22 protein-coding genes and 1 tRNA gene are annotated in these 20,598 nt (G+C 75.0%); 8 read left to right on the top strand and 15 right to left on the bottom strand.

The features are described 5' to 3' along the window. Positions 1 to 303 precede the first annotated feature (303 nt). The 9 genes from bfr to HWY08_RS09960 form a co-directional block, all read right to left on the bottom strand. Positions 304 to 783, bottom strand: coding sequence for a bacterioferritin (bfr, locus tag HWY08_RS10000; RefSeq protein ID WP_176064723.1), 480 nt, complete (start codon positions 781 to 783; stop codon positions 304 to 306). 22 nt (positions 784 to 805) lie between these two features. After that, positions 806 to 1,018 carry a (2Fe-2S)-binding protein gene (locus HWY08_RS09995; protein ID WP_176064722.1) on the bottom strand — a complete coding sequence of 71 codons (213 nt, stop codon included), beginning with the start codon at positions 1,016 to 1,018 and terminating at the stop codon, positions 806 to 808. Further along, complete coding sequence (locus tag HWY08_RS09990) at positions 1,015 to 1,329, bottom strand: hypothetical protein (RefSeq protein ID WP_176064721.1); 315 nt, start codon at positions 1,327 to 1,329, stop codon at positions 1,015 to 1,017. Before HWY08_RS09990 ends, HWY08_RS09995 begins: the two co-directional genes overlap by 4 nt. Before the next feature lie 22 nt (positions 1,330 to 1,351). After that, the gene (locus tag HWY08_RS09985) at positions 1,352 to 2,098 is read right to left on the bottom strand and encodes a hypothetical protein (protein ID WP_176064720.1); all 747 of its coding nucleotides are present in this window, start codon (positions 2,096 to 2,098) and stop codon (positions 1,352 to 1,354) included. Positions 2,099 to 2,162: 64 nt separating this feature from the next. Next, entirely contained in the window at positions 2,163 to 2,843 is a 681-nt protein-coding gene (locus HWY08_RS09980) for a metal-dependent transcriptional regulator (RefSeq protein WP_176064719.1), read from the bottom strand. Between the two features lie 8 nt (positions 2,844 to 2,851). Further along, positions 2,852 to 3,058 (bottom strand): hypothetical protein, encoded by a 207-nt coding sequence (locus tag HWY08_RS09975; protein WP_176064718.1) that lies wholly within the window; start codon positions 3,056 to 3,058, stop codon positions 2,852 to 2,854. Positions 3,059 to 3,065: 7 nt separating this feature from the next. Further along, positions 3,066 to 5,132 (bottom strand): ferrous iron transport protein B, encoded by a 2,067-nt coding sequence (gene feoB / locus HWY08_RS09970; RefSeq protein WP_176064717.1) that lies wholly within the window; start codon positions 5,130 to 5,132, stop codon positions 3,066 to 3,068. Continuing rightward, positions 5,129 to 5,638 (bottom strand): Fur family transcriptional regulator, encoded by a 510-nt coding sequence (locus tag HWY08_RS09965; RefSeq protein ID WP_176064716.1) that lies wholly within the window; start codon positions 5,636 to 5,638, stop codon positions 5,129 to 5,131. The genes feoB and HWY08_RS09965 overlap by 4 nt, the downstream gene beginning before the upstream one ends. A gap of 141 nt (positions 5,639 to 5,779) precedes the next feature. Beyond that, a complete protein-coding gene (locus HWY08_RS09960) occupies positions 5,780 to 6,397 on the bottom strand; it encodes a HEAT repeat domain-containing protein (RefSeq protein ID WP_371869317.1) in 618 nt (205 codons plus the stop codon). Positions 6,398 to 6,481: 84 nt separating this feature from the next. Between HWY08_RS09960 and HWY08_RS09955 the strand changes: the two genes are divergently transcribed. Beyond that, positions 6,482 to 7,804 carry a Fis family transcriptional regulator gene (locus HWY08_RS09955; protein ID WP_176064714.1) on the top strand — a complete coding sequence of 441 codons (1,323 nt, stop codon included), beginning with the start codon at positions 6,482 to 6,484 and terminating at the stop codon, positions 7,802 to 7,804. 4 nt (positions 7,805 to 7,808) lie between these two features. Here HWY08_RS09955 and HWY08_RS09950 read toward each other — a convergent pair whose 3' ends face one another. Further along, positions 7,809 to 8,174 carry a hypothetical protein gene (locus HWY08_RS09950; protein ID WP_176064713.1) on the bottom strand — a complete coding sequence of 122 codons (366 nt, stop codon included), beginning with the start codon at positions 8,172 to 8,174 and terminating at the stop codon, positions 7,809 to 7,811. 119 nt (positions 8,175 to 8,293) lie between these two features. On the opposite strand from HWY08_RS09950, the gene HWY08_RS09945 reads away from it, so the two are divergent. Then, positions 8,294 to 8,377 (top strand) — tRNA-Leu (locus tag HWY08_RS09945). Positions 8,378 to 8,501: 124 nt separating this feature from the next. Then, a complete protein-coding gene (locus tag HWY08_RS09940) occupies positions 8,502 to 9,221 on the top strand; it encodes a hypothetical protein (protein ID WP_176064712.1) in 720 nt (239 codons plus the stop codon). A 75-nt stretch (positions 9,222 to 9,296) separates the two neighbouring features. Here HWY08_RS09940 and uxx1 read toward each other — a convergent pair whose 3' ends face one another. Beyond that, positions 9,297 to 9,515 carry a UXX-star selenoprotein family 1 gene (gene uxx1, locus HWY08_RS09935; protein ID WP_176064711.1) on the bottom strand — a complete coding sequence of 73 codons (219 nt, stop codon included), beginning with the start codon at positions 9,513 to 9,515 and terminating at the stop codon, positions 9,297 to 9,299. Positions 9,516 to 9,733: 218 nt separating this feature from the next. Between uxx1 and HWY08_RS21865 the strand changes: the two genes are divergently transcribed. Beyond that, positions 9,734 to 11,470 carry a diguanylate cyclase gene (locus tag HWY08_RS21865; protein ID WP_235969553.1) on the top strand — a complete coding sequence of 579 codons (1,737 nt, stop codon included), beginning with the start codon at positions 9,734 to 9,736 and terminating at the stop codon, positions 11,468 to 11,470. Positions 11,471 to 11,494: 24 nt separating this feature from the next. Here the strand turns inward: HWY08_RS21865 and HWY08_RS09925 are convergent, their stop codons facing one another. Together HWY08_RS09925 and HWY08_RS09920 are read right to left on the bottom strand one after the other, a co-directional pair. Further along, positions 11,495 to 12,922, bottom strand: a complete 1,428-nt coding sequence (locus HWY08_RS09925) for a sigma-54-dependent transcriptional regulator (protein ID WP_176064710.1) — start codon at positions 12,920 to 12,922, stop codon at positions 11,495 to 11,497. Next, entirely contained in the window at positions 12,919 to 13,848 is a 930-nt protein-coding gene (locus HWY08_RS09920; protein ID WP_176064709.1) for a sensor histidine kinase family protein, read from the bottom strand. Before HWY08_RS09920 ends, HWY08_RS09925 begins: the two co-directional genes overlap by 4 nt. Positions 13,849 to 14,267: 419 nt before the next feature. Between HWY08_RS09920 and HWY08_RS09915 the strand changes: the two genes are divergently transcribed. Continuing rightward, positions 14,268 to 15,425, top strand: coding sequence for a CapA family protein (locus HWY08_RS09915; RefSeq protein ID WP_235969552.1), 1,158 nt, complete (start codon positions 14,268 to 14,270; stop codon positions 15,423 to 15,425). Positions 15,426 to 15,431: 6 nt separating this feature from the next. Here HWY08_RS09915 and HWY08_RS09910 read toward each other — a convergent pair whose 3' ends face one another. Continuing rightward, positions 15,432 to 15,926, bottom strand: a complete 495-nt coding sequence (locus HWY08_RS09910) for a deoxycytidylate deaminase (protein WP_176064707.1) — start codon at positions 15,924 to 15,926, stop codon at positions 15,432 to 15,434. Between the two features lie 58 nt (positions 15,927 to 15,984). On the opposite strand from HWY08_RS09910, the gene HWY08_RS09905 reads away from it, so the two are divergent. Further along, a complete protein-coding gene (locus tag HWY08_RS09905) occupies positions 15,985 to 16,530 on the top strand; it encodes a hypothetical protein (protein ID WP_176064706.1) in 546 nt (181 codons plus the stop codon). A 16-nt stretch (positions 16,531 to 16,546) separates the two neighbouring features. Here HWY08_RS09905 and HWY08_RS09900 read toward each other — a convergent pair whose 3' ends face one another. After that, on the bottom strand, positions 16,547 to 17,392 hold the full coding sequence (locus HWY08_RS09900; protein WP_176064705.1) for a S1C family serine protease: 846 nt from the start codon (positions 17,390 to 17,392) through the stop codon (positions 16,547 to 16,549). A gap of 101 nt (positions 17,393 to 17,493) precedes the next feature. On the opposite strand from HWY08_RS09900, the gene HWY08_RS09895 reads away from it, so the two are divergent. Together HWY08_RS09895 and HWY08_RS09890 are read left to right on the top strand one after the other, a co-directional pair. Continuing rightward, positions 17,494 to 19,242, top strand: coding sequence for an ABC transporter permease (locus HWY08_RS09895; protein ID WP_176064704.1), 1,749 nt, complete (start codon positions 17,494 to 17,496; stop codon positions 19,240 to 19,242). 8 nt (positions 19,243 to 19,250) lie between these two features. Next, on the top strand, positions 19,251 to 20,537 hold the full coding sequence (locus HWY08_RS09890) for an ABC transporter ATP-binding protein (protein WP_176064703.1): 1,287 nt from the start codon (positions 19,251 to 19,253) through the stop codon (positions 20,535 to 20,537). Positions 20,538 to 20,598 lie beyond the last annotated feature (61 nt).

Below are 20,598 nucleotides of genomic sequence, written 5' to 3'. Positions count from 1 at the left end.
CCGACCTGCGGGCGACCGCCGATCGACCCACTGCCGCCAGCAACGCCGGTGCCACGCCGACGCGAGGACCTCGCGCACCTCGCCGGCGTGGCACGATGCGTTGCTCGGCCCGGAGCGTTTCTGAGCCGGCCGCCGTATCTTGCCCGGCAGGTCGTTGGCCGAGCACCGCCGGAGGGCTACCCCGCCGCACCCGCTCGGAGGCAGCTGCCACACGCCTCCGGGAAGTCGAGCGTGCTCGAGCGGCCCCTCTCCCCGCTTCGCGGGGCGAGGGAGATGCGACACCTCGAGACGGGCGGATCCTGCCTACTTCCCCTCTTGCTTGATCTGCTCCGCCAGGTAGTTCTGGAGCCCGACCTGGTCGACCAGCGTCAGCTGCGCCTCGAGCCAGTCGAGGTGCTCCTCCTCGTCCTCCAGGATGTCCTCCAGCAGGTCGGCGGTCCCGTTGTCGCCCTCCTGGCGGCAGGTCTCGATGCCCTGGTTCAGCACCGGGATGGCGTGCTGCTCGAGCGCGCGGTCGAGCTTGAGCTGCTCGTCCACCGTCTGCCCGATGGTCACCTTCCCCAGCCGCTGCACGTTGGGGAAGCCCTCGAGGTAGAGCACGCGCGCGATGACGCGGTCGGCGTGCTTCATCTCGTCGATCGACTCGTCGCGGACCCGGTGCCAGAGCCGCTCGTACCCCCAGTTCTGGCACATGCGCGCGTGGAGGAAGTACTGGTTGATGGCGGTGAGCTCGTTCGTGAGGACCTCGTTGAGGAGGTCGATCACCTTCTGGCTGACCTTCATGAAGGCTCCTTCGCGCTCGGGTTCACGCCGCCTGGCGGCGCGGGCAGCCCGGGCACGCGCCGCCGGCGCGGCACGGGCCCGCCGCCCGCGAGAGGATGTAGGCGACCTCCTCGCGGCAGCAGCCACAATCGCCGCCCGCCCCCGTCTGGGCCTCGACCTCGGCGGGGGAGAGGCCCGCGCACGCCGCCTCGCGCAGGGCCTGCTCGGAGACGGCCCGGCAGGAGCAGACGATCACCGCGCCTCCGCGCCGTCGGGGGCGGCGTCCTTGGCCCTCGCCTGCAGGTAGCGCAGGACGAGCGGGCGGTCCTCGTCGCGGAGGTGCGCCCGCGGGCCGTAGTGGTCGACGGCCCAGGCCCAGCGCGCCCGGGTCTGCTCGGCGGGGTTGCGCAGGCGGTGGCAGGCGCCGCAGTGCTCGCGGTAGAGCTTCTCGCCGGCCGCGTCCTCGGCGCCCACGGCGGGGCGTGGGGCGGGGCCGCTGGCGCAGGCGGTGAGCACGGCGGCCAGGGCGAGCGTGGCGGACGCGGCGGCGAGGAGCCCGTTCTTCATGGCGAGGCCTCCAGAGCTCCGGCTAGAGCTGCAGCGCGAAGATGGCGCGGAGCTGGTTCTTCTGGCTCGTGTCGGTCAGCCCGAAGCCGCCCGCCAGCACCAACCAGGTGCGGCCCCAGGCGAAGGAGACGGCCGGGCCGGCGTAGTGCTCGCTCGCCCAGTCGCCCGCGTCGTCCGCCTTGTGCCAGGCGCCGAAGACCTCACCGCCCGCGCGCACCCAGGGGGCGAGCTCGTAGGAGAGGCCGGTGGCGTAGCCCAGCTCGTGCTCGCGGCCGCCGCCCGGGATGAGCTCGAGCTCGTAGAGCGCGTTCACCGAGACGTTGAGCGGACCGACGTCCTTGCCCAGGATGAGCTTGCCCTCGAAGCCGAGCGGCTTGTCGGCGGTCCACTCCTTCTTCACCTCGAGGTACAGGACCGGGTCCACGAACCACTCCCCGTAGTCGGAGAGCCGGTAGCGCGTCTCGATCTTGGTGGCCTGGTACTGCAGCGTCTCGCCCTGCACGCGGTCGAAGACGTTGTAGAGCGCGACGTCCCAGCGCGGGGTGATCCCGGTCTCGAGCTCCACCTGGTGCCGCCAGAACTGGCGGTCGCCGCTGCCGGCCTTCGGCTGCGTCAGGGTGGACCACAGCTCGACGTCGAGCCCGCCCGGCGGGGCGGTCACGGCGTTGTAGGTCTCGCCGTAGTAGCGCCGATCGGCGCGGGCGGCGGCGGGGGCGAGCAGGACGGCTGCGGCTGCGAGGACGGCGGCGACGGTGAGCTTCTCGTTCACGGCACGGCGGTGGGCGCGAGGCCTCTCTCGGAAGGAGCGGCCTCGAGGGCCGCGGGGGAAAAGATCAGGCCTCGACCCGCTTCACGTAGATCTCCTGCGCGATCTCGGGGTCGAGCGCGAGCGTGGTCTCGCCCACCTCGATCACGTACGAGGGCGAGCGCTGGTGGAGCCGGATCTCGCTGCCCGGGATGACCCCGAGCGAGGCGAGCCGGTCCATCCGGTCGTGGAAGCGCGGGGCGATGAACACGATCCGCGCCGGGGTGCCGAGCTCGAACGAGGGCAGCCCCGTCACCAGAGAGCGGACCGTCTTCTGCGCGGCGCCGCAGCAGCGGCCCGGCGGGATGGCCTTCCCGTGCGGGCAGGTGGGCGGGTGGCCGAGCAGCGTGCAGACCGAGTCGGTCGCCTCGGGCGAGAGGATGTGCTCGAGCTCGCACGCCTGGCTCTCGGTGGCGTCCTCCGAGAGCTGGAGCAGATCGCGGAAGAGCCGCTCGGTGAGGCGGTGGCGCCGGACGACCGCCCGCGCCCGCTGCTCGCCCGCCTCGGTGAGCGCGACGCGCTCGCCGTCCAGGCGGAGGAGCCCGGCCGCCTCCAGGCCCGCCAGCGCGCCGCGATCGAGCGCGCCGGCGTGCGAGGCGGCCGCGTGGGCGAGGACGCCGTCGAGGGCGTCGCGCCCCTGCTCGCGCTCGGTGAAGACGGTCTCCAGGAGCTCCTCGACGTGGTGGGCGTGCAGGGCGGTGTCGTTCATGGTGGGGTTCAAGGGTGGGCGCGACGGCGATCGAGGAGGGCCTTCAGGCGGCCGGCCAGTCCGGTCTCCTGGGGGAAGCTGTAGCCGCAGGACGGGCAGCACATGACCTTGCACCCCGCCGCCAGCGGGCAGCTCGGGCGGCAGCCCTGGCCCTGGGCGTCGAAGGTGGTCCCGCACAGCGGGCAGGTCTCGCTCCTCTTCACCAGGGCAGGCACGGCGTCCTCACAGGTAGAAGCGGCGCATGAGCACGTTGAGCAGCGCGCCCACGCCCACCGAGAAGGGCAGGATGAAGCCGGCGATGGCGACGCCGGTCTTCCAGCCCCGCTCCTTCAGGATCATGAAGAAGTTGGCGATGCAGGGGATGAAGAGCGTGATGGTGACGAGCGCGGTCACCACCTCGACCTCCATCGCCCGGGTCATGGTGCCGGCCTTCATGAACGGCTCGTAGTGCATGAAGAGCCCGGCCGCGGCGTAGTCGCGGCGGAGGAAGCCGAGGATGAAGGCGCTGGCGGCCTCCTTGGGCAGCTGCAGCACGCCCACCACCACCGGGGCGGCGGCGCGCTCCAGCACCTGGAGCCCGTGCACGCGGTCGAGGCCCCACAGGATGAGCGTGCCGAGGACGAAGAGCGGCAGCGCCTCGCGCAGGTACCACTCGATCCGGGCGAGCGTCTTCACCGCGATGTTGCCCGCCTGCGGCACCCGCAGCGGCGGCAGCTCGAGGATGAAGTCCGAGCCGCGGCCCGGGATGACCTTGGCGGCGAGCCAGCCGACGAGGAACAGCACCGCCAGCACCGCGCCGGCGAACCAGGCCGCCGCGACCGGCCCCACCCCGGCCAGCATGGCGAAGATGACGGCGAGCTGCGCGCTGCAGGGGACCCCGAGCGCCAGCAGGAGCGTGACGATGACGCGCTCCTTGCGCGTCTCCATGATCCGGGCGGTCATGGTGGCCATGGTGTCGCAGCCGAGCCCGAGCACCATGGGCAGGACGGCCTTGCCGTTGAGGCCCATCCGCTTGAAGACCTTGTTCACCATCACCGCCAGGCGCGGCAGGTACCCCGAGTCCTCCAGCACGCTGAAGGCGATGAAGAAGGTGGTGACGATGGGCAGCACGATGGCCATGCCGTAGCTGAGGCCCATCGAGAACACGCCGTAGCGCCCGACCAGGAAGCCGCCGTGATCGCGGAACGGCACGCCGGGCGGGCCGACCAGGAACTCCTGCAGGCCCTTCGCCGGGACCGCCCAGCGCACCAGCCGGTCCATCCACGGCACGAGGTGCTCGTAGAAGACGGTGTTCTCGAGGAAGTCGACCGCGGTCTTGGCGCCGAACACGCCCACGAACTCGTAGCAGGCGAACAGGACGCCGAGCAGGATGGGCAGCCCGAGCAGCGGGTGCGTGGACCAGCCGCCGAGCCGCCGGGAGAAGCTGCTCCCGACCGTGCGCGCGCCGCGCGTCACCACCGCGTCATGCAGCCGGTCCACCGCCGCCAGCCGCTGGCGCGAGACGACGAACCGCAGCGACTCCGGGTAGCGGGCCGCCAGCCGGCGGCGGATCTCCTCCAGCCGCTGCAGGTCGGCCTCGGGCAGCTCCGCCGCGAGGTGCTCGCCGAGCGAGGCGTCGCCGGCGAGCGCCATCACCGCCAGCGCCCGCCGCGAAAGCCCGCCCCGCGACGGCATGAGCGGCTCCAGCTCGGCCAGGGCCGCCTCGATCGCCTCGTCGTAGCGCGGGGCGAAGCGCGAGCGCCGGGCGCGGCCGAGGGCCGTCACCAGCTGCGGCAGCCCCTTGCGCTCGACCGCCACGGTCGGCACCACGTCCACCCCCAGCGCCTCGGCCAGCGGCGCGGCGTCGACGTGGAAGCCGCGGCTCTTCGCCTCGTCCGCCATGTTGAGGGCGAGCACGAAGGGGACGCCGGCCTCCGCCAGCTGGGCGGTGAGGAGCAGGCCGCGGCGCAGGTTCTTCGCGTCGCAGACCTGCAGGCAGGCGTAGTCGCGCTCCTTCATCAGGATGTCGCGCGTGACCTGCTCGTCCTCCGACATGGGGGTGAGGTTGTTCGTCCCCGGCGTGTCCATCACGTGCCAGGGCTGGCCGTCGAGCACCGCCGAGCCGCGCGTCACCTCGACGGTGGTGCCGGGGTAGTTCGAGACCGTGACGTACTTGCCGGTGAGCGCGCCGAAGAGGACGCTCTTGCCGACGTTCGGGTTGCCGACCAGGATCACCGACCGGGGCGCGGCCGCGACCTCCTTGCGGTCGAACGGCGTGCTGCGGGCGGGGGCGGAAGACGGGGGGGTCACGCAGGCTCCTTGGCGGCCGCGCCGCGGCAGCCGGCGCAGCGCCCGTACAGCTCGACGCGCCGCCGCTCCACCTCGAAGCCGTGGCGGCGCGCCAGGCGCCGCTGCAGCGCGGTGATGCGCTCGCTCTCGAACTCGACGATGGCGCCGCAGGCGGTGCAGATGAGGTGGTCGTGGGCGTCGCCGTGGTGGTGGTCGGCGGGCTCGTAGCGGGTCTGCCCCTCCCCGAAGCGCCGCGGCACCGCCAGCCCGCACTCGGCGAGCAGCTTCATGGTGCGGTACACGGTGGCGACCGACACCCGCGGATCCTGCTCGCGCACGCGCGCCACCAGCGCGTCGACCGGCACGTGGCCGCCCATGTCGAAGAAGATCTGCGCGATGGCCTGGCGCTGGCGCGAGTGCTTGAGGCCCTTCTGCTGCAGGAACGCGCCGAGCGCCGCGAGCGGATCGCGGCGGGGCCGCTCGTCGGGGCGGCGCGGCAGCGCGGAGGTCTCGGGGGCGGCTCTCATCTTGATAACGATTATCAGTATCAGAATCGGAGCGGCGCGGCAAGCGTGAAAGCGGCCGCGCTCGCGGGGCGCAGGGCCTGCGCCGGCGAGCGCGCGCGGGGCGGGCGCGCGCAACCGCTGCGCACCCGGCGGGGTCCGGCGTCAGCGGAGCTCGGAGACCCCGTGCGCCCGCCAGAAGGCGCGCCACTTCGGCACCGCCTCGGCGCCCTCCCCGCCCGCGTCCTGGCCGGCCAGCGCCACCAGCGAGGCGCGCGCCTGCCGCCGCACCTCGGGCGAGCCGTCCTCGAGCAGCTCGATGAGCCGCGGCACATAGCGGAGCGCGTCCGGGGGATCCCGGTGCCGCGCCAGCTCCGCGGCGAGCGCGCGCGCCTCGGCGTCGGGCGCGCGCAGGTGGCGCGAGAGGTCCACCTCGCGCACCGTGCCGGCCGAGCGCCAGCGCTCGAGCGACCCGGGCAGCGCCAGCGTGAGCACCAGCACCATCAGCCCCACCTGGACGAAGGCCTTGCCCGCCAGGTAGCGGCCGGCGCGCACCAGCGTGAAGCGGTAGGCGGCGAACAGGGCGATGAAGGCGGCCAGCAGCGCCGGGGCCAGGATGAGCGCGGCGCGGGGCGCCCGGCCCTCGCGCACCGCCTGCTCCAGCGCCGGCGCGCCGAAGAGCGTCACCGCCGCGGCGGCCAGCAGGAGCACGTACAGGGCGAGGCGCGCCTTGCGCAGCAGCCGGGGCGCGGCAGCCCACCCCTCGGTCGGCGACACGGCCATGCGCTCCTTAAAGCACGCCCGGCGGGCCCCCGCCACTGTGGCGACGCTTGACTTGGGGTCGTCGGTCCTTCAGGTTGCGCCCCCATGCCGGAGATCGACGAGGAGCTCATCGCGCGCGCGCTCCGCTGGTGCGCCGACGCCGGCCGCCCCTCCTCGCCCCAGGCCGTCCGCGACGCCCTGGCGCCGCTCTCCTGGGACGAGCTGCTGGCGGCGCGCGCGCTGCTCGCCGATCCGCCCCCCGCCCGCCCGCTCGGTCCCCGGGCGCTGTCGGAGCTGGCGCGAGGCGCCTCCCCCGCCGAGGCGGCCGCTCGCGAGCAGGCCGGCGACTTCGGCGAGGGCGGCGTCCCGCGGCCCGCGCCCGAGGCCGAGGCCGCGCCGCGCCGCGCGTCCGGCGGCACCCGGCGTGGTCGCAAGGCCGCCGGCCCGGTGGTGCACCGCGCGCGCGACCGCGCCGCGCCGGCGGCGCCCGCGGCGCCGGTCTGGCCGCGCCTCGACGACCTCCACGCGAGCGAGGGCCGCGCCGTGCTGGAGCGGCTGGTGCGCGAGCACGGCGCCCGGCGGGCCCCCCTGGTCGCGGCGCTGGCCGCGGCCTGGCGGCGCGGCGACGGCACCCCGCCCGACGCGGAAGACCTGGCGCGGCTGCTCGACGTCCACGGCCTCACCCGCGGGTTCGAGCGGCGGGAGCGCGACGAGCTGCTGCACGCGCTGCGCGCCGCCGGGGGCGTGCGCCGCGCCGCCGCGGCCGCGGTCGGCCTGACCGCCGAGGAGCTCGAGGCGGCGCTGCAGCGCCTGGGCGCCGCCGCCGCCGCCGAGTCGATCCGCGCCTCGCACCGCGAGGAGCTGCGCCGGCGCGAGCTGCTCTCCGATCGCGCGCACCTCCTGTTGACGGAGGAGGTGCGCCTCGTCGACCTGGGCCTGCTGGCCGAGTTCGAGGCGGACCTGCGCGCGCGCCTGCCGGAGCACGCCCGCGCGCTGCGCGCCTCGCGCGCCGGCCCGCTGGCGGCGGCGCTGGCGGAGAGCCTCGGCCTCGGGCCCAGCGATCCGGAGCGCCTCGCCGCTCGGCTCGGCCTGGCGCTGGAGACCCTGGCCGGCTCGGGTCCGGCGAGCGCCCGGCCCGCGCCGCCGCCGCGTCCGGGCTCCGGGCGGCCGGGGCGCGCCGGCGTACGGTCCGGCACCGGCGCCTCGCGCTCCGGGGGCGGGAGTCCGCGATCCTGGAGCGCGACTCCGCGCTCGGCCGCCGCTCCGCGCCCGTCCGGCTCGCGGTCGCCGGCGGCCCGGCCCTCCGCCGGCGGCGGGCGGCCCGGCCGCGTCGGGGCTCGCGCTTCGGGCGCCCGGTCTCCGGGGCGGCCCGGGCGCGGCGGGCCTCGTCCCGGCCGGCCCGCGCCGCGGAAGCCCCCCGCGCGCTGAACGTCTACTTCGCCTTCGGCAGCGGCTTGCCCTTCTCGAAGGCCGCGTCGGCGCCGAAGCGCGCCACGATCTTCTTCTTGGTGTCGAGCCCGTTGGTCATCTCGATGACGAACTTGGGGACGCGGCGCGCGCGGCGGTCGGCCACCCACCGCGTCATCTCGCCGCGCCTGCGCGCCGGGCGCCCCCCGGCGGCGCGCGCCGAGCGGCGGCCGCGGGCGCGGCCGACGCCGCTCTGGAGCTCGCTGTCGAGCCGCTCCGCCGCCATCTCGGCGATGGCCTTCGCGATGCTGGCGCTCGCGCGCCGCAGCACGGGGCCCATCGCGCGCCGAAGGATGTCGTCGATGGAGCCGTTCCCGGCGGGCCTGGCCATGTGTTCCTCCTCGGCGCGATTGATTTCGGATTGGTATCCGGCGCCTCGTTTTGTCCCTCCTACTATCGAATGGGCGCGGTGCACACAATCTAATTTTCTGCTAGGTTCCGTGCCGAAGCGGCCCTCTGGCGAAATGGTAAACGCGCTCGACTCAAAATCGAGTGGGGCAACCCCCCGTCCCGGTTCGAATCCGGGGAGGGCCATCCGAGCATTGCGCCGGCGCGCCCAGGCGCGTTTTCGCTTGCGGCGGCGTTCCGGCGCCGTGTATCTGTCCCGCCCGACCGCTGTCCGGCCGCCTCCGGCCGGCAGCGCCGGGCGGGTGCGCGCATGTACAATCTCCTCCTCAGCCTCGCCGCAGGGTTCGCCGTCGCGCTCGCGATTCGCCTGGCGGGCTTCGGCTGGGTGGCGGTCATCGTCCCCGGCGTGCTCGCCGCGGCCATCGCCTACGTCGCGCTCAACCTGCGCGCGCAGAAGCGGCTCTCCGCCGTGGTGGAGGCGGCGGTCGCGGACGCCCAGGCGCGCCGCTTCGACCGCGCCATCCAGCAGGCGAAGGGCGCGTTCGCCTTGAGCCGCTGGCTCTTCGGGTCCGAGGCGGCCGTCGCCGCGCTCATCGGACAGTTCATGTGGTGGAAGGGCGAGCAGGACGGGGCGCTGCCCTACCTCGAGCGCGCCGCGAACAGCCAGTGGCCGGCGCGGCTGATGCTGGCCATCGCCCGCTGGAGGAAGCGCGACCTCGCCGGCATGCAGAAGGTCTTCGAGGACACGCTCAAGGGGCGCGGCAACCGGAAGCAGGGGCTCCTCTGGTGCGCCTACGCCTGGCTCCTCGACAAGGAGAACCGCCACGAAGAGGCGGTGCGGGTGCTCGCGCGCGGGGTCGAGGCGAACGCGAGCGACGAGAAGCTCAAGTCCGCGCTCCAGGCGGTGCAGAACGGCAAGAAGGTGAAGATCGGGAAGCTCTACCTCGAGTGGTACAACTTCGGCGTCGAGGCGCCTCCGCAGATGATGCCGCCCGGCTTTCGCCCGGGCCGGCGCGCGACCTACCGCTGAAGCTGGCGCCGCGCGGAGGAGCACCTCCTCCGCCGGCGCCCTGACTCGAGGCCCCGACCGGGGCCGTCAGACGCTTCAACTGCCGTTGAATCCGATCGAGATCCGCCCCTCCTCGTCGATGAGGGGGACGCGCCGATCGCCTCCCGAGAGATCCAGGAACCGGTCGAGCGCCTCCGGGTTCCGCTTCACGTTGAAGTACTGCACCTCGAATCCACGTTTGCCGAAGTCCACACGGGCGGCATTGGTGTAGGGTCAGGTGTCCTTACCGTAGATGCTCACGCGCTTGGCGCTCATCGTGCCTCCTCGCGACGATGATGCCGCACGGCCGGCCAGCGCGGCAGCCCTTTCTGGTGCTCGCGTCGCGCAATCCCTCGACGTGCCCGGCGCGCCCGCTCCACCTGGGCGCTGCCGTGTACACCTTGCCGACGGGCATGATCCACCTCAGCCTTCCTGGGGAACGGGCAGGCGAGGCGACGTAACCGGGGCGGCGAGTCCGACCCCGCTGGGGGGTCATGGCGGTCGGCGAGCGACCAGGGACGAGCGATGGTTCGGCGGCGGACGATCCGCCCGCCGCGGCCGCGCCCGAGCGCGCCCGCGCCGACCCGGCCCAGCTCCTCGAGGCCAACCGGAAGCTGCGCGAGTCGGCGCAGCGCCACGACGACCTGCTCGCGCTGGCGGCCGAGGACCTGCGCAGCCCGGCGGCGTCGCTCCTGCGAGGCCTGCGGCGGCTGCGGCGCACGGGCGGCGCCGGGCCGGAGCTCGACGCGCTCCTCGCCGAAGCCCGGCGGGTGGCGCTCGTCGCCGACGGCCTGGTCGCGCTGCGCAGCGTCGAGGGCGGCAGCGTGCCCCTGCGCCGCCGCCGGCCGGCCGACCTGCACGAGCTCGTCGAGCGCGTCGCCTCCACCCGCGCCGAGCGCGCGCGCGCGCGGGGCGTCGAGCTCGCGCGCGAGGTGCCGCCCTACCGGATCACGCTCGCGGCCGACGCCGAGCGGCTGGAGGAGGTGGTGGGCGCGCTCGTCGACGGCGCCCTGTCGCGCAGCCGCAGCGGCGACCGCATCCGGCTCACGCTCCAGGCCTCGCCCGGCGGGGCACGGCTGGTGGTGGAGGATCGCCGCCCCGCCTCCACCCGCCCCCCGCGCCCGCGCCGCCGCGCCCCGGCCCGGCTGGCCGAGATCGGCATGGGGCTCGCGGTCTGCCGGAGCCTGGCCGAGCTCCACGGCGGCGGCCTGGAGGTGACGGTCCACGGCGACCGGCGCGCCATCGAGCTGCGGCTGCCGCTGGCCGCGACCGAGGTCCTCGAGCCCGCGGCGTCCTCCTCCGTCACCGTCCGGGCGCGCCTGCTGGTGGTGGACGACGACGAGGACGCGCGCGAGGCGCTCGCCATGATGCTCGGCGACGAGTACGACGTGCTGCTCGCCGCCGATGGGCTGGAGGCGCTCGAGGCGGCGCAGGCGACGCGCCCCGACCTCGTGCTCATGGACCTCTACATGCCGCGCATGGACGGGCTGGCGGCGCTGGAGGCGCTCCGCGCCGACCCGGCCACCGCCGACGTGCCGGTCATCCTCATCTCGGCGCGCGGGGACGACCTCACGCGCTCGCGCAGCCTCGACCTCGGCGCGCTCGACTTCCTCTCGAAGCCCTTCTCCGGGCGCGAGCTCAAGGCGCGCATCGAGCGCACCCTCCGCCTCACCCGGCGCGAGACGCTGCTGCAGGAGCTGGCGCGCACCGACGCGCTCACCGGGCTCCCCAACGTGCGCGCCTTCCGCGCGCGGCTCCACGACGAGGTGAAGCGCGCCCGCCGCTACCGGACGCCGCTCGCCTGCGTCATGGTCGACATGGACAACCTGAAGCCCATCAACGACCAGCTCGGGCACGCGGCCGGCGACGCCGCCATCCGCGCGGTGGGGGAGGTCATCCGGCGCGAGCTGCGCGAGACCGACTTCGCCGCGCGCTACGGCGGGGACGAGTTCGTGGTCCTGCTCCCCCACACCAGCGCGGCCGAGGCGCGCGTGCTGACCGAGCGGGTGCGCGATCGGCTGACCGAGGCGGCGCCGGAGGTGCGGGGCAGCCTGGTGAAGGTGGCCGCCTCCTTCGGCGTGGCCGCGCTCGACGAAGGCCCGCTCGATCAGGCGGCCGACGCGCTGGTGCGGCGCGCCGACACGGCGCTCTACGCCGCGAAGCGCGCCGGCCGCGGCCAGGTGGTGGCGCACGTCCCCGGCGACCCCGACGGCGACGCCGCGGCGCCCTGACCGCGCGGGCGGGCCGGCGCCGGCTCAGCTCTTGGCCACGGCGCCGGCGGGGGCGGCGGGCGGCTCATCCGCGACGGGCGTCCCCTCCCCCACGCGGTCGCGGGCGATGGCGGCGTAGCGGTTGAGCTTGTTGTAGAGCGTCTTCTCGCTGATGCCGAGGAGCTCGGCGGTGCGCGCCTTGTTGCCGCCGTTCCTCTGCAGCGAGGAGAGGATGTACTCCTTCTCCACCTCGCGGAGCTGGATCCCGAGCGGCACGCGCAGCATGGCCGCCTCGGGCCGCGAGGGCCGCATGTCGGGCGGCAGGTGCTCCTCGTCGATGACGTCGCCGTCGGTGAGGATCATGGCGCGCTCGACGGTGTTGCGGAGCTCGCGGATGTTGCCCGGCCAGGCGTACCCCTGGAGCACGTTCATGGCCCCGGGCGTCACCCCCTGGACGTGCTTGCCCGTCTCGCCGTTGAACTTCTCGATGAAGTGCTGCACGAGCAGCGGCACGTCCTCGCGCCGCTCCTTGAGCGGCGGCAGGTGGATGGTGAAGACGTGCAGCCGGAAGTACAGGTCCTCCCGGAAGCGCCCGCGCTTGATCTCCTCCTTGAGGTCGCGGTTCGTGGCGCACAGCACGCGCACGTCCACCTCGACCTCGCTCTTGCCGCCCAGCCGCCGGACCTTGCGCTCCTCCAGCACCCGCAGGAACTTCCCCTGCATCTCGATGGGCAGCTCCCCGATCTCGTCCAGGAAGAGCGTGCCGCCGTGGGCCAGCTCGAAGTTGCCGAGCCGGCGCTGGTCGGCCCCGGTGAAGGCGCCGCGCTCGTAGCCGAACAGCTCGGACTCGATGAGGGTGGCCGGGATGGCCCCGCAGTTGAGGGCCACGAACGCCTTGTCCTTGCGCAAGGAGAGCGAGTGGACGGCGCGCGCCACCACCTCCTTGCCGGTGCCGCTCTCTCCGGTGAGCACCACGCTCGCGTTGGCGGGCGCCACCTTCTTCACCAGCTCGAACACCCGCTGCATGGCGGGGCCGGAGCCGATCATGTCGGTGCCGGGCGCGAGCGCGGCCAGCCGGCGCCGCAGCAGCTGCACCTCGCGCATGGTCTCCTTCTTCTCGAGCGCGCGGTCGAGCACCACGCGCAGGCGCGAGATCTCGAGCGGCTTCTCGATGAAGTCGTAGGCCCCCTCCTTGATGGCCTGCACCGCGGTCTGGACGGTGCCGCGGCCGGTGAGGAGCACGACCGGGCAGTCCGGCAGCTCGGCCCGGAGCGCCCGCAGGAGCCAGAGCCCGTCCATGTTGGGCATGACGAGGTCGGTGAGGATGACGTCGGGGTGCCACTCGATGGCGCGCCGGAGCGCCTCGGTGCCGTCCGCGGCGGTCTGCACCTCGTAGCCCCAGCGGCCGGCCAGCTCGGCCAGCGCGTCGCGGCTGTCGGTCTCGTCGTCGACGATGAGCAGGCGGTACTTCACAGCGGGCGCTCCTTGGGCAGCCTCAGCGCCACCCGGACCGAGTCCTCGTCCGACGTCACCTCCAGCCGGCCCCCCATCTCCTTGGCCCCGGCCGCCCCGACCTCGTCCATCCACGCCTGCGAGGGCTCGTTGGGCCCGCGCCCGTGCTCCACCGCGAGCGTCACCTCGGCGCCGCTGGCCGCCGCCTGCGTGAGCAAGCGGCCGCCCTCGGGCGTCCCGGTGAGCGCGCGCCAGACGAGGCCGAGCAGGAGCCGCGCCGCGCGCGCCGGATCGCCGGCCGCCCGCGCCGCGCCCGGCTGGGCCTCGCACGCGAGCGCCACCCGGCGCCGCCGCGCCTCGTGGGCGAGCAGCTGCGTGACGTCGCAGAGGAGGCCGCCGGCGTCGAAGCCCCCGGCGGCGGGCGGGTCGGCCACGTCGAGGTAGCGCCGCACCACCTCGTTCACGCGCCCGATCTGGTTCTTCAGCGAGGCGAGGTTCCCGGCGCAGGCCGCGGCGAGGGGCTCGCTCTCCGAGCCGATCTTGTCGCCGAGCAGCGCCAGCTGCAGCGCCATCGCGTTGAGCGGGTTCTTGACCTCGTGCGCCAGGCTGCCGGCCAGGCGGGCGAGGAGGACCGCTTGCATGGCATACTCGGCGGCGGGCGCGCCCAGCCCCCTCTCGAGCGGCTGGGCGCGCAGGAGCAGGCCGGCCTCGCCCTCGAGGCGGGAGAGCTCGCAGCCCGGCCCGTCCTCCCCGTCCGCGGCCGCGAGCCGGACCGCGTCGGGGCCGGCGCCGGACAGGAAGGCCGCCAGCTCGGAGCTCGAGAGGGCCCGCTCCCGCAGCGCCTCGGTGGCGCTGCCGGGCGGGAGCCGCAGGAGCGCGAGGAAGGCCGGGTCGGCCGCGAGGACCCGCCCAGAGGGATCGAGGAACGCCGAGCCGTCGGCAATCATGGGAGTACGTTGAACCAGCCGGTTACTTTTTTACAGCGGGAACCACCGCCGAGGTGACGATGGACCCTCATTTCTTCCAGCCCATGCCTCGGCACACTGCAATCTTGGGTGCGCGGTTCGGCCGCACTGTCATCGGTTCCAGCGTCGCGGCGGCCCTCGTCCTCCTGCTCGCGTGCGCGTCGACGGTACGGCCAGGGTCCGAGACCCCGGCCCCCGGCGCGAGCTCGACGGCGGCGAGCCCCCCTCCCGGGACCGCGCCGCACGATTCGACGGCGGCCGCGGCAGCCGCTGCGACGCCGGCCTCGTCCCCGGCCGCGAGCCCGGAGCCGGCGGCGGGCTCCCCGCGGCTGCCGCCCATCCGGCCCCTCGCGGCGGCGGACCCCGGCGTCCGCACGCTCGGCCGCGCCTCGCTGGCGGCGGTGGGGGACGTCCTCATGCACGGCGCCGTGAAGGACGCGGCCGCCGACCACCGAGCCGCCGACAACGACGACGGGTACGGGTTCCTGTGGGCGCCCGTCGCCGACCTGCTGGCCGGCGCCGACCTCACCTTCGCGAACCTCGAGACCCCCATCGCCCCGCGCGCCGGGCAGGGCTCGCGGAGCTTCGTCTTCAACGCCCCTCCGTCGGCGGCGCGCGCCCTGAAGCGCGCCGGCGTCGACCTCGTCAGCGTCGCGAACAACCACCTCTTCGACCAGGGTCGGCCCGGCTTCGAGGAGACGCTCCAGGAGCTGGACGCGCTCGGGCTCCCGTACCTCGGCGCGGGGGCCGCCGGCCACGAGGCGGGCCCGCGCACGGTCGAGCTGAACGGCCTCCGGCTGGCCTTCCTCGGCTACGCCTACGGCTTCAACCAGGGGGGCAACGCCTGCCCGGCGCGCCCCGCGCCGCCCTGCCTCAAGGCCTCGCTGCTCGATCCGGACCGCGCGGTCGCGGACGTCGCCGCCGCCGCCCGGCAGGCCGACGCGGTGGTGGTCTCCGTCCACTGGGGCGTCGAGTACGCCGGCCAGCCGCGCGAGCCGGAGGTGGAGCTCGCGCACCGGCTGGCCGAGGCCGGCGCGCTGGTGGTGCTCGGTCACCACCCCCACGTCCTGCAGCCGCTCGAGCTGTACCGGCGCGCCGACGGGCGGACGGCCCTCATCGCCTACTCGCTCGGCAACTTCGTCTCCAACCAGTCGCGCCACTACGTGCACGGCGTCACCCCGCCCGCGGTCGGCGCCACCCGCGACGGACTGCTCCTGCGCGTCGAGCTGGTGCGCCGCGACTACGGGCGGGGGGTGACGCAGGTCGAGCTCGGCGGCGCCGACTGGCTCCCGCTCTGGACCGAGAACGACACCGACGACCCGGAGCGCCGCGCCCGCCGGGCCCGGCCCTCCATCCAGGTGGTCTCGGTGGACCGGGCGCTGGCGGCGGTGCAGCGCGAGCTGGCCGCCCTCCCCGACCCGGTCCCGCCCGCCGAGCAGGCCCGCTACGTGAAGCTGCGGCAGCGCGAGGAGCTGTACCGCGCCAGGCGCGCCGCCATCGCGGCGGTGGTGGGCGAGGACCTCGAGGGCGAGGCGCCCCCGCGGGCGCCGGCCCCCTGAGGCCTCTCAGGGCTCCTTCGCGCCCACCACCTGCCGGGGCGGCCCCAGGTCGCCGGCGCCGAGGTCGGGCCTGGCCGGCACCTCGAGCTCGGTGAGCTCGATCTCGAGCCGCTGGGCGAACTCGAAGATGCGCGCGTCCCGGTAGAACTCGCCGAAGACGATGCGCTTACAGCCCGAGTTGCCGATGAGCTTGAAGCACGGCCAGCAGGGGGAGGCGGTGGTGTAGATGGTCGCGCCGTCGATGGCGACCCCGTTCTTCGCCGCCTGGATGATGGCGTTGGCCTCGGCGTGCACCGTCGCGACGCAGTGCCCGTCCTCCATCATGTGCCCCACCTCGCTGCAGTGGGGCAGGCCGCGGATGGAGCCGTTGTAGCCGGTCGACAGGATGGTGCGGTCGCGCACCAGCACCGCCCCGACGTGCTTGCGGTCGCAGGTGGCGCGGGTCGCCACCACCCGCGCGATGTTCATGAAGTACTCGTCCCAGCTCGCTCGGTGGTCCATGCGGGAGGAGTCTAGCCGAAGGGTGCCCCGCCCGGTGCGACGCGGTAAGAGAGGGCGCATGACGCTCGCCCTCCCCCTCGCGCTCGCCCTGGCGGCCCTCGCCGCCGAGGAGGCCCCGAGCGCGAAGCCCGACGCCGGCCCGCGCACCGCGCTCACCACGGTGTCCGGCACCCTCGCCGCGCTCTCCTACGGGGAGCGCCGCTTCACGGTGGCCACCGAGCAAGGGCCCGCGGCCCTCAGCTTCGACCGCAACACCGCCGTGTACCTGCCCCACCGCATGGGCACGCCGCGCGACCTCGCCCCGGGCCAGGTGATCCGCGTCGCCCACGGCGGGGACGGGCGCGCCTACTGGGTGGAGGTCCACGGCGCCGAGGAGGCCGCGCCGCCGGCCGCGGCGGCCCCCGCGCCAGCGCCGCCCCTCGTGCTGCCGCCGCCCGGCGCGGCGGCCTCCTCCGCGGCCGCGCCCGGCGGCGGGGCGCCGCCCGGAGGAGGCGAGGTCCCCGCCGGCCCCGGCCAGCCGGAGCCCAACCCCGGCAGCCGCGCGAGCCCGCCGCCGCCCGCGCCCGCCGGGCCGAGCCCGCTCCCGCCGGCGGCGCCGCGGTAGGGGCCGCGGCCCGGCGCTACATCCGGCTCGCCGCAGACTCGGCGCGGGCCGGCGCCGTCGCGGCGGTCGCGGCGGCCGCACCCCCCGGCGCGAGGCGCGAGAGGCCGTGGTCGGCGAGGAAGCGGCGGATCTTGGCCGCCGGGGCCACGAAGGTCTCGCCCGGCATCGGCACGTCGAGCGCGTAGCCCTCGTCCTTGCCGAACGCCACGCGGGCGGTCCGGTAGCCCTCGACCAGCCCCACCAGGCGCCCGTCCGGCACGTCGAACACGCCGGCGCCGGAGCTGCCATAGCCGATGGCGGCGTCGGTCTTGAGCGCCGCGGGGCGCCGCGGCGCCGCCGCCGTCTCGGCCAGCTCGTACTCCACCTGCGAGACGATGCCGGCGGCGACGGACAGCCCCTTGCCGAACGGGGCGCCGATCACCACCAGGTCGTCGCCCAGCTCGAGCGCGTCCGCGGCGGCGATGGGCGTGACCGGCATGGCCGCCCCCCGGACCGCGATCACCGCCACGTCGAGCTCGGGGACGTGGCCGCTCGCCACCACCCGGGCCGCCAGCGGGGCGCGCACGCCGGTGACCAGGATCCGGATCTCGGCCGGCTGCTTCCAGGCCGCGCTGGGCTCGACCACGTGCGCGTTGGTGAGCACGTAGGTCTCGTCGCCCTCGCGGGCGAAGGCCACGCCGGAGGCGCTCCGCACCACCTCCCCGCCGGACGAGAGCTGGATGCGGACCGCGCTCGGGAACACCTTCTGGACGGTGGCCGCGCGGGGGTTGGCGGCCGCCGCGACGCCCACCCGCGGCGCGGCCGCGACGAGCGCCAGGGTGAGGGCTGCGGCGCGGGCAGGCCGCGCGAGGAGTCGGGGCATGGGCACGCCGGAGGGAACCCGCCGGAGCCGGCGCGCTATTCCGGGCGCGCGCGGCGGAAGTTCCGCCGCGCCGCCGGGCGCCTGCTAGGCTCGCGGCCGCGATGGCGCGCGCGTCGACACCGATCTTCGGGGCGGCCCAGGCGGCGCTCGCCCGCTCCCGGCGCTTCCGCGCCACCGACCTCGCCCTCGCCGCGGCGGTCCCGGCCGCGATCTTCGGCATGGTCCGGCTGGCGCAGCAGTGGACCGGCGCCCTGCGGCCGAGCGTGGAGATCGACCTCGCGCTCCGCGCGCTGCCCGGCTACGCGGCGCTGTCGCTCTCGCGCGGCCTCGCCGCCTACGCGCTCTCGCTCGGCTTCACGCTCGTCTACGGCTACTGGGCGGCCAGGGACCGCGTGGCGGAGCGCGTGCTCATCCCGGCGCTCGACATCCTGCAGAGCATCCCGGTCCTGAGCTTCATGCCCGGCCTCGTCCTCGGGCTGGTGGGGCTCTTCCCGCGCTCCAACGCCGGCCTCGAGCTCGCCTCGGTGCTCATGATCTTCACCGGGCAGGCGTGGAACATGACCTTCAGCTTCTACCACGCGCTGCGCTCCATCCCGCGCGACCTCACGGAGGTGGCGACGCTCAACCGCTTCGGCTGGTGGCAGCGCTTCACCCGCGTCGAGCTGCCGTTCAGCGCCATCGGGCTCGTCTGGAACAGCATGATGAGCATGGCGGGCGGGTGGTTCTTCCTCATGGTGAGCGAGGCGTTCGTGCTGGGCGAGCAGGACTTCCGGCTGCCCGGGCTCGGCTCGTACATGAGCGTCGCGGTGGCGCGCGGCGACGGCCGCGCCATGGCGGCGGCGGTCGCGACCATGACGCTCATGATCGTGGCGCTCGACCAGCTCCTCTGGCGGCCGGTGGTGGTCTGGGCGCAGAAGTTCCGGGTCGAGGAGAGCGGGCAGACCGAGGCGATGGCGTCGTGGTTCCTCGACGTGCTGCGCCGCTCGCGGATCCTGCCCTGGCTCGGGGCGCGCGCCCGCGCGCTCGGGGAGGCCCCGGGCGACTGGCTGCGCCGGCGCGCGCTCGCGGCCGAGGCGCGCCCGGCCCGGCCGCGCGGGCGCGCGGCGGGGCGCGTGTCGGCCGCCCTCTTCGCCGCGCTGGTGGTGCTCCTCCTCCTCGGCGCGCTCGGGCTCCTGCGGCTCCTGCGCCCGGTGACGGCCGCGGCCTGGCTCTCCATCGCCACGGCGGCGCTCTTCACCCTCACGCGCGTGCTGGTCGCGACCGCGCTCGGCACCGCCTGGGCCGTCCCCGCCGGGCTCGCGATCGGGCTCTCGCCGCGGCTCTCGCGCGTGCTCCAGCCGGTGGTGCAGGTGGCGGCCTCGTTCCCCGCCCCCATGCTCTTCCCGGCGGTGGTGGCGGCGCTGGCGGCGGCCGGGGTCGGCCTCGGGACCGGGAGCGTCGTGCTCATGCTGCTCGGGACCCAGTGGTACATCCTGTTCAACGTGGTGGCGGGCGCGACCGCCATCCCGGCCGACCTGCGGGAGGCGGCGCTCCTCTACCGCCTGCCGCGCTGGCAGCGCTTCCGCGCGCTCTACCTGCCCGCGGTCTTCCCCTACCTCGTCACGGGCTGGGTCACCGCCGCCGGGGGCGCCTGGAACGCCAGCATCGTCTCGGAGTACGTGGCGTTCCGGGGCAGCGTGCTCACCGCCCACGGGCTCGGCGCACGCATCAGCGTGGCGGCCGCCGCCGGCGACTTCTCCACGCTCGCCGCGGCCTCCACCGTCATGGCGCTCGTGGTGGTCCTCTTCAACCGCCTCGTCTGGCGCCGCCTCCACCGCCTGGCCGAGGAGCGCTACTCCCTCGCCCGCTAGAAGAAGCCATGAGCGACCCGACCCCCGACCCGCAGGTGCTGTGCGAGCTCCGCCACGTGGACAAGGAGTTCCCGCAGGCGAACGGGCCCGCGCTGCGGGTGCTGCAGGACATCTCCCTCCAGATCCGCCCGCGCGAGGTGGTGGCGCTGCTCGGGCCGTCGGGTTGCGGGAAGTCCACCATCCTGCGCGTGCTGGCCGGCCTCACCGCCCCCACCCGCGGCACCGCGCTCTACCACGGCGAGCCGCTCCGCGGCCTCAACCCCGGGGTGGGCTTCGTCTTCCAGAGCTTCGCGCTCTACCCGTGGATGACGGTGAGCGAGAACGTGGAGGCGGTCCTCGTCGCCAAGCGCCTGCCGCGCGAGGCGGTCAAGGAGCGCGCCGCGCGCGCCATCCGCATGGTGGGCCTCTCGGGCTTCGAGGAGGCGTTCCCCCGCGAGCTGTCGGGCGGCATGAAGCAGCGGGTGGGCATGGCGCGCGCCTTCTCGCTCGACCCCGAGCTGCTCTTCATGGACGAGCCCTTCAGCCAGGTGGACGCCCTCACCGCCGAGAGCCTCCGGGCGGAGGTGCTCGACATCTGGGCGGTGCAGGACCGGAACCCCTCCTCGCTCGTCATGGTGAGCCACGACATCAAGGAGGTCGTCTACATGGCCGACCGGATCGTGGTGCTCGACGCCAACCCGGGCCGGGTGCGGACGGTGGTGGAGAACGGGCTGTCCCGGCCGCGCGACTACCGCTCCCCCGGCCTGCTGCAGCTCGTCGACCGCCTGCACGACATCATCACGGGCATGGAGATGCCCGACGTCCCGGCGCCGTCGGTCCCCACCTTCGAGACCATCCCGGTGGCCCGCACCAGCGAGATCGTCGGCCTGCTCGAGTACCTGGACGCACGCGGCGGGAAGGAGGACGTGTTCCGCATCGCCTCCGACACGAACCGCGAGTTCGGGCGGCTCATCACGGTGGTGAACGCGGCCGAGCTCCTCGACCTGGTCGACACGCCGCGCCGGACGGTGGTCCTGTCGGCGGAGGGGCTCCGCTTCGTCCGGGCCAGCGCCGCGGCGCGCAAGGCCCTCTGGCGCGAGAAGCTGCTCGAGCTCCAGCTCTTCCGGCAGGTCAAGGCGGCGCTCGACCAGGACCCGCAGCACCGGCTGTCGCGCGAGTTCGTCCTGGAGCTGCTCGCGCTCAACATGCCCAACGAGAGCCCGGAGGACGTGTTCGAGGTCTTCGTCAGCTGGTCCCGCTTCGGCGACCTCTTCTCCTACGAGGAGGAGACCGAGACGGTGGCGCTCCAGCACTGACCCGCGCGCCGGCGCGCGGGGCCGGTGTGGCGAAGGGACCCACGCCGGCGCCAGCGCGGGC

Source organism: Anaeromyxobacter diazotrophicus (assembly GCF_013340205.1).
GTDB classification, from domain to species: Bacteria; Myxococcota; Myxococcia; order Myxococcales; family Anaeromyxobacteraceae; genus Anaeromyxobacter_A; species Anaeromyxobacter_A diazotrophicus.
The sequence above is the reverse complement of the archived record's forward strand: the minus strand, read 5'-3'. Positions and strand labels throughout refer to the sequence as shown.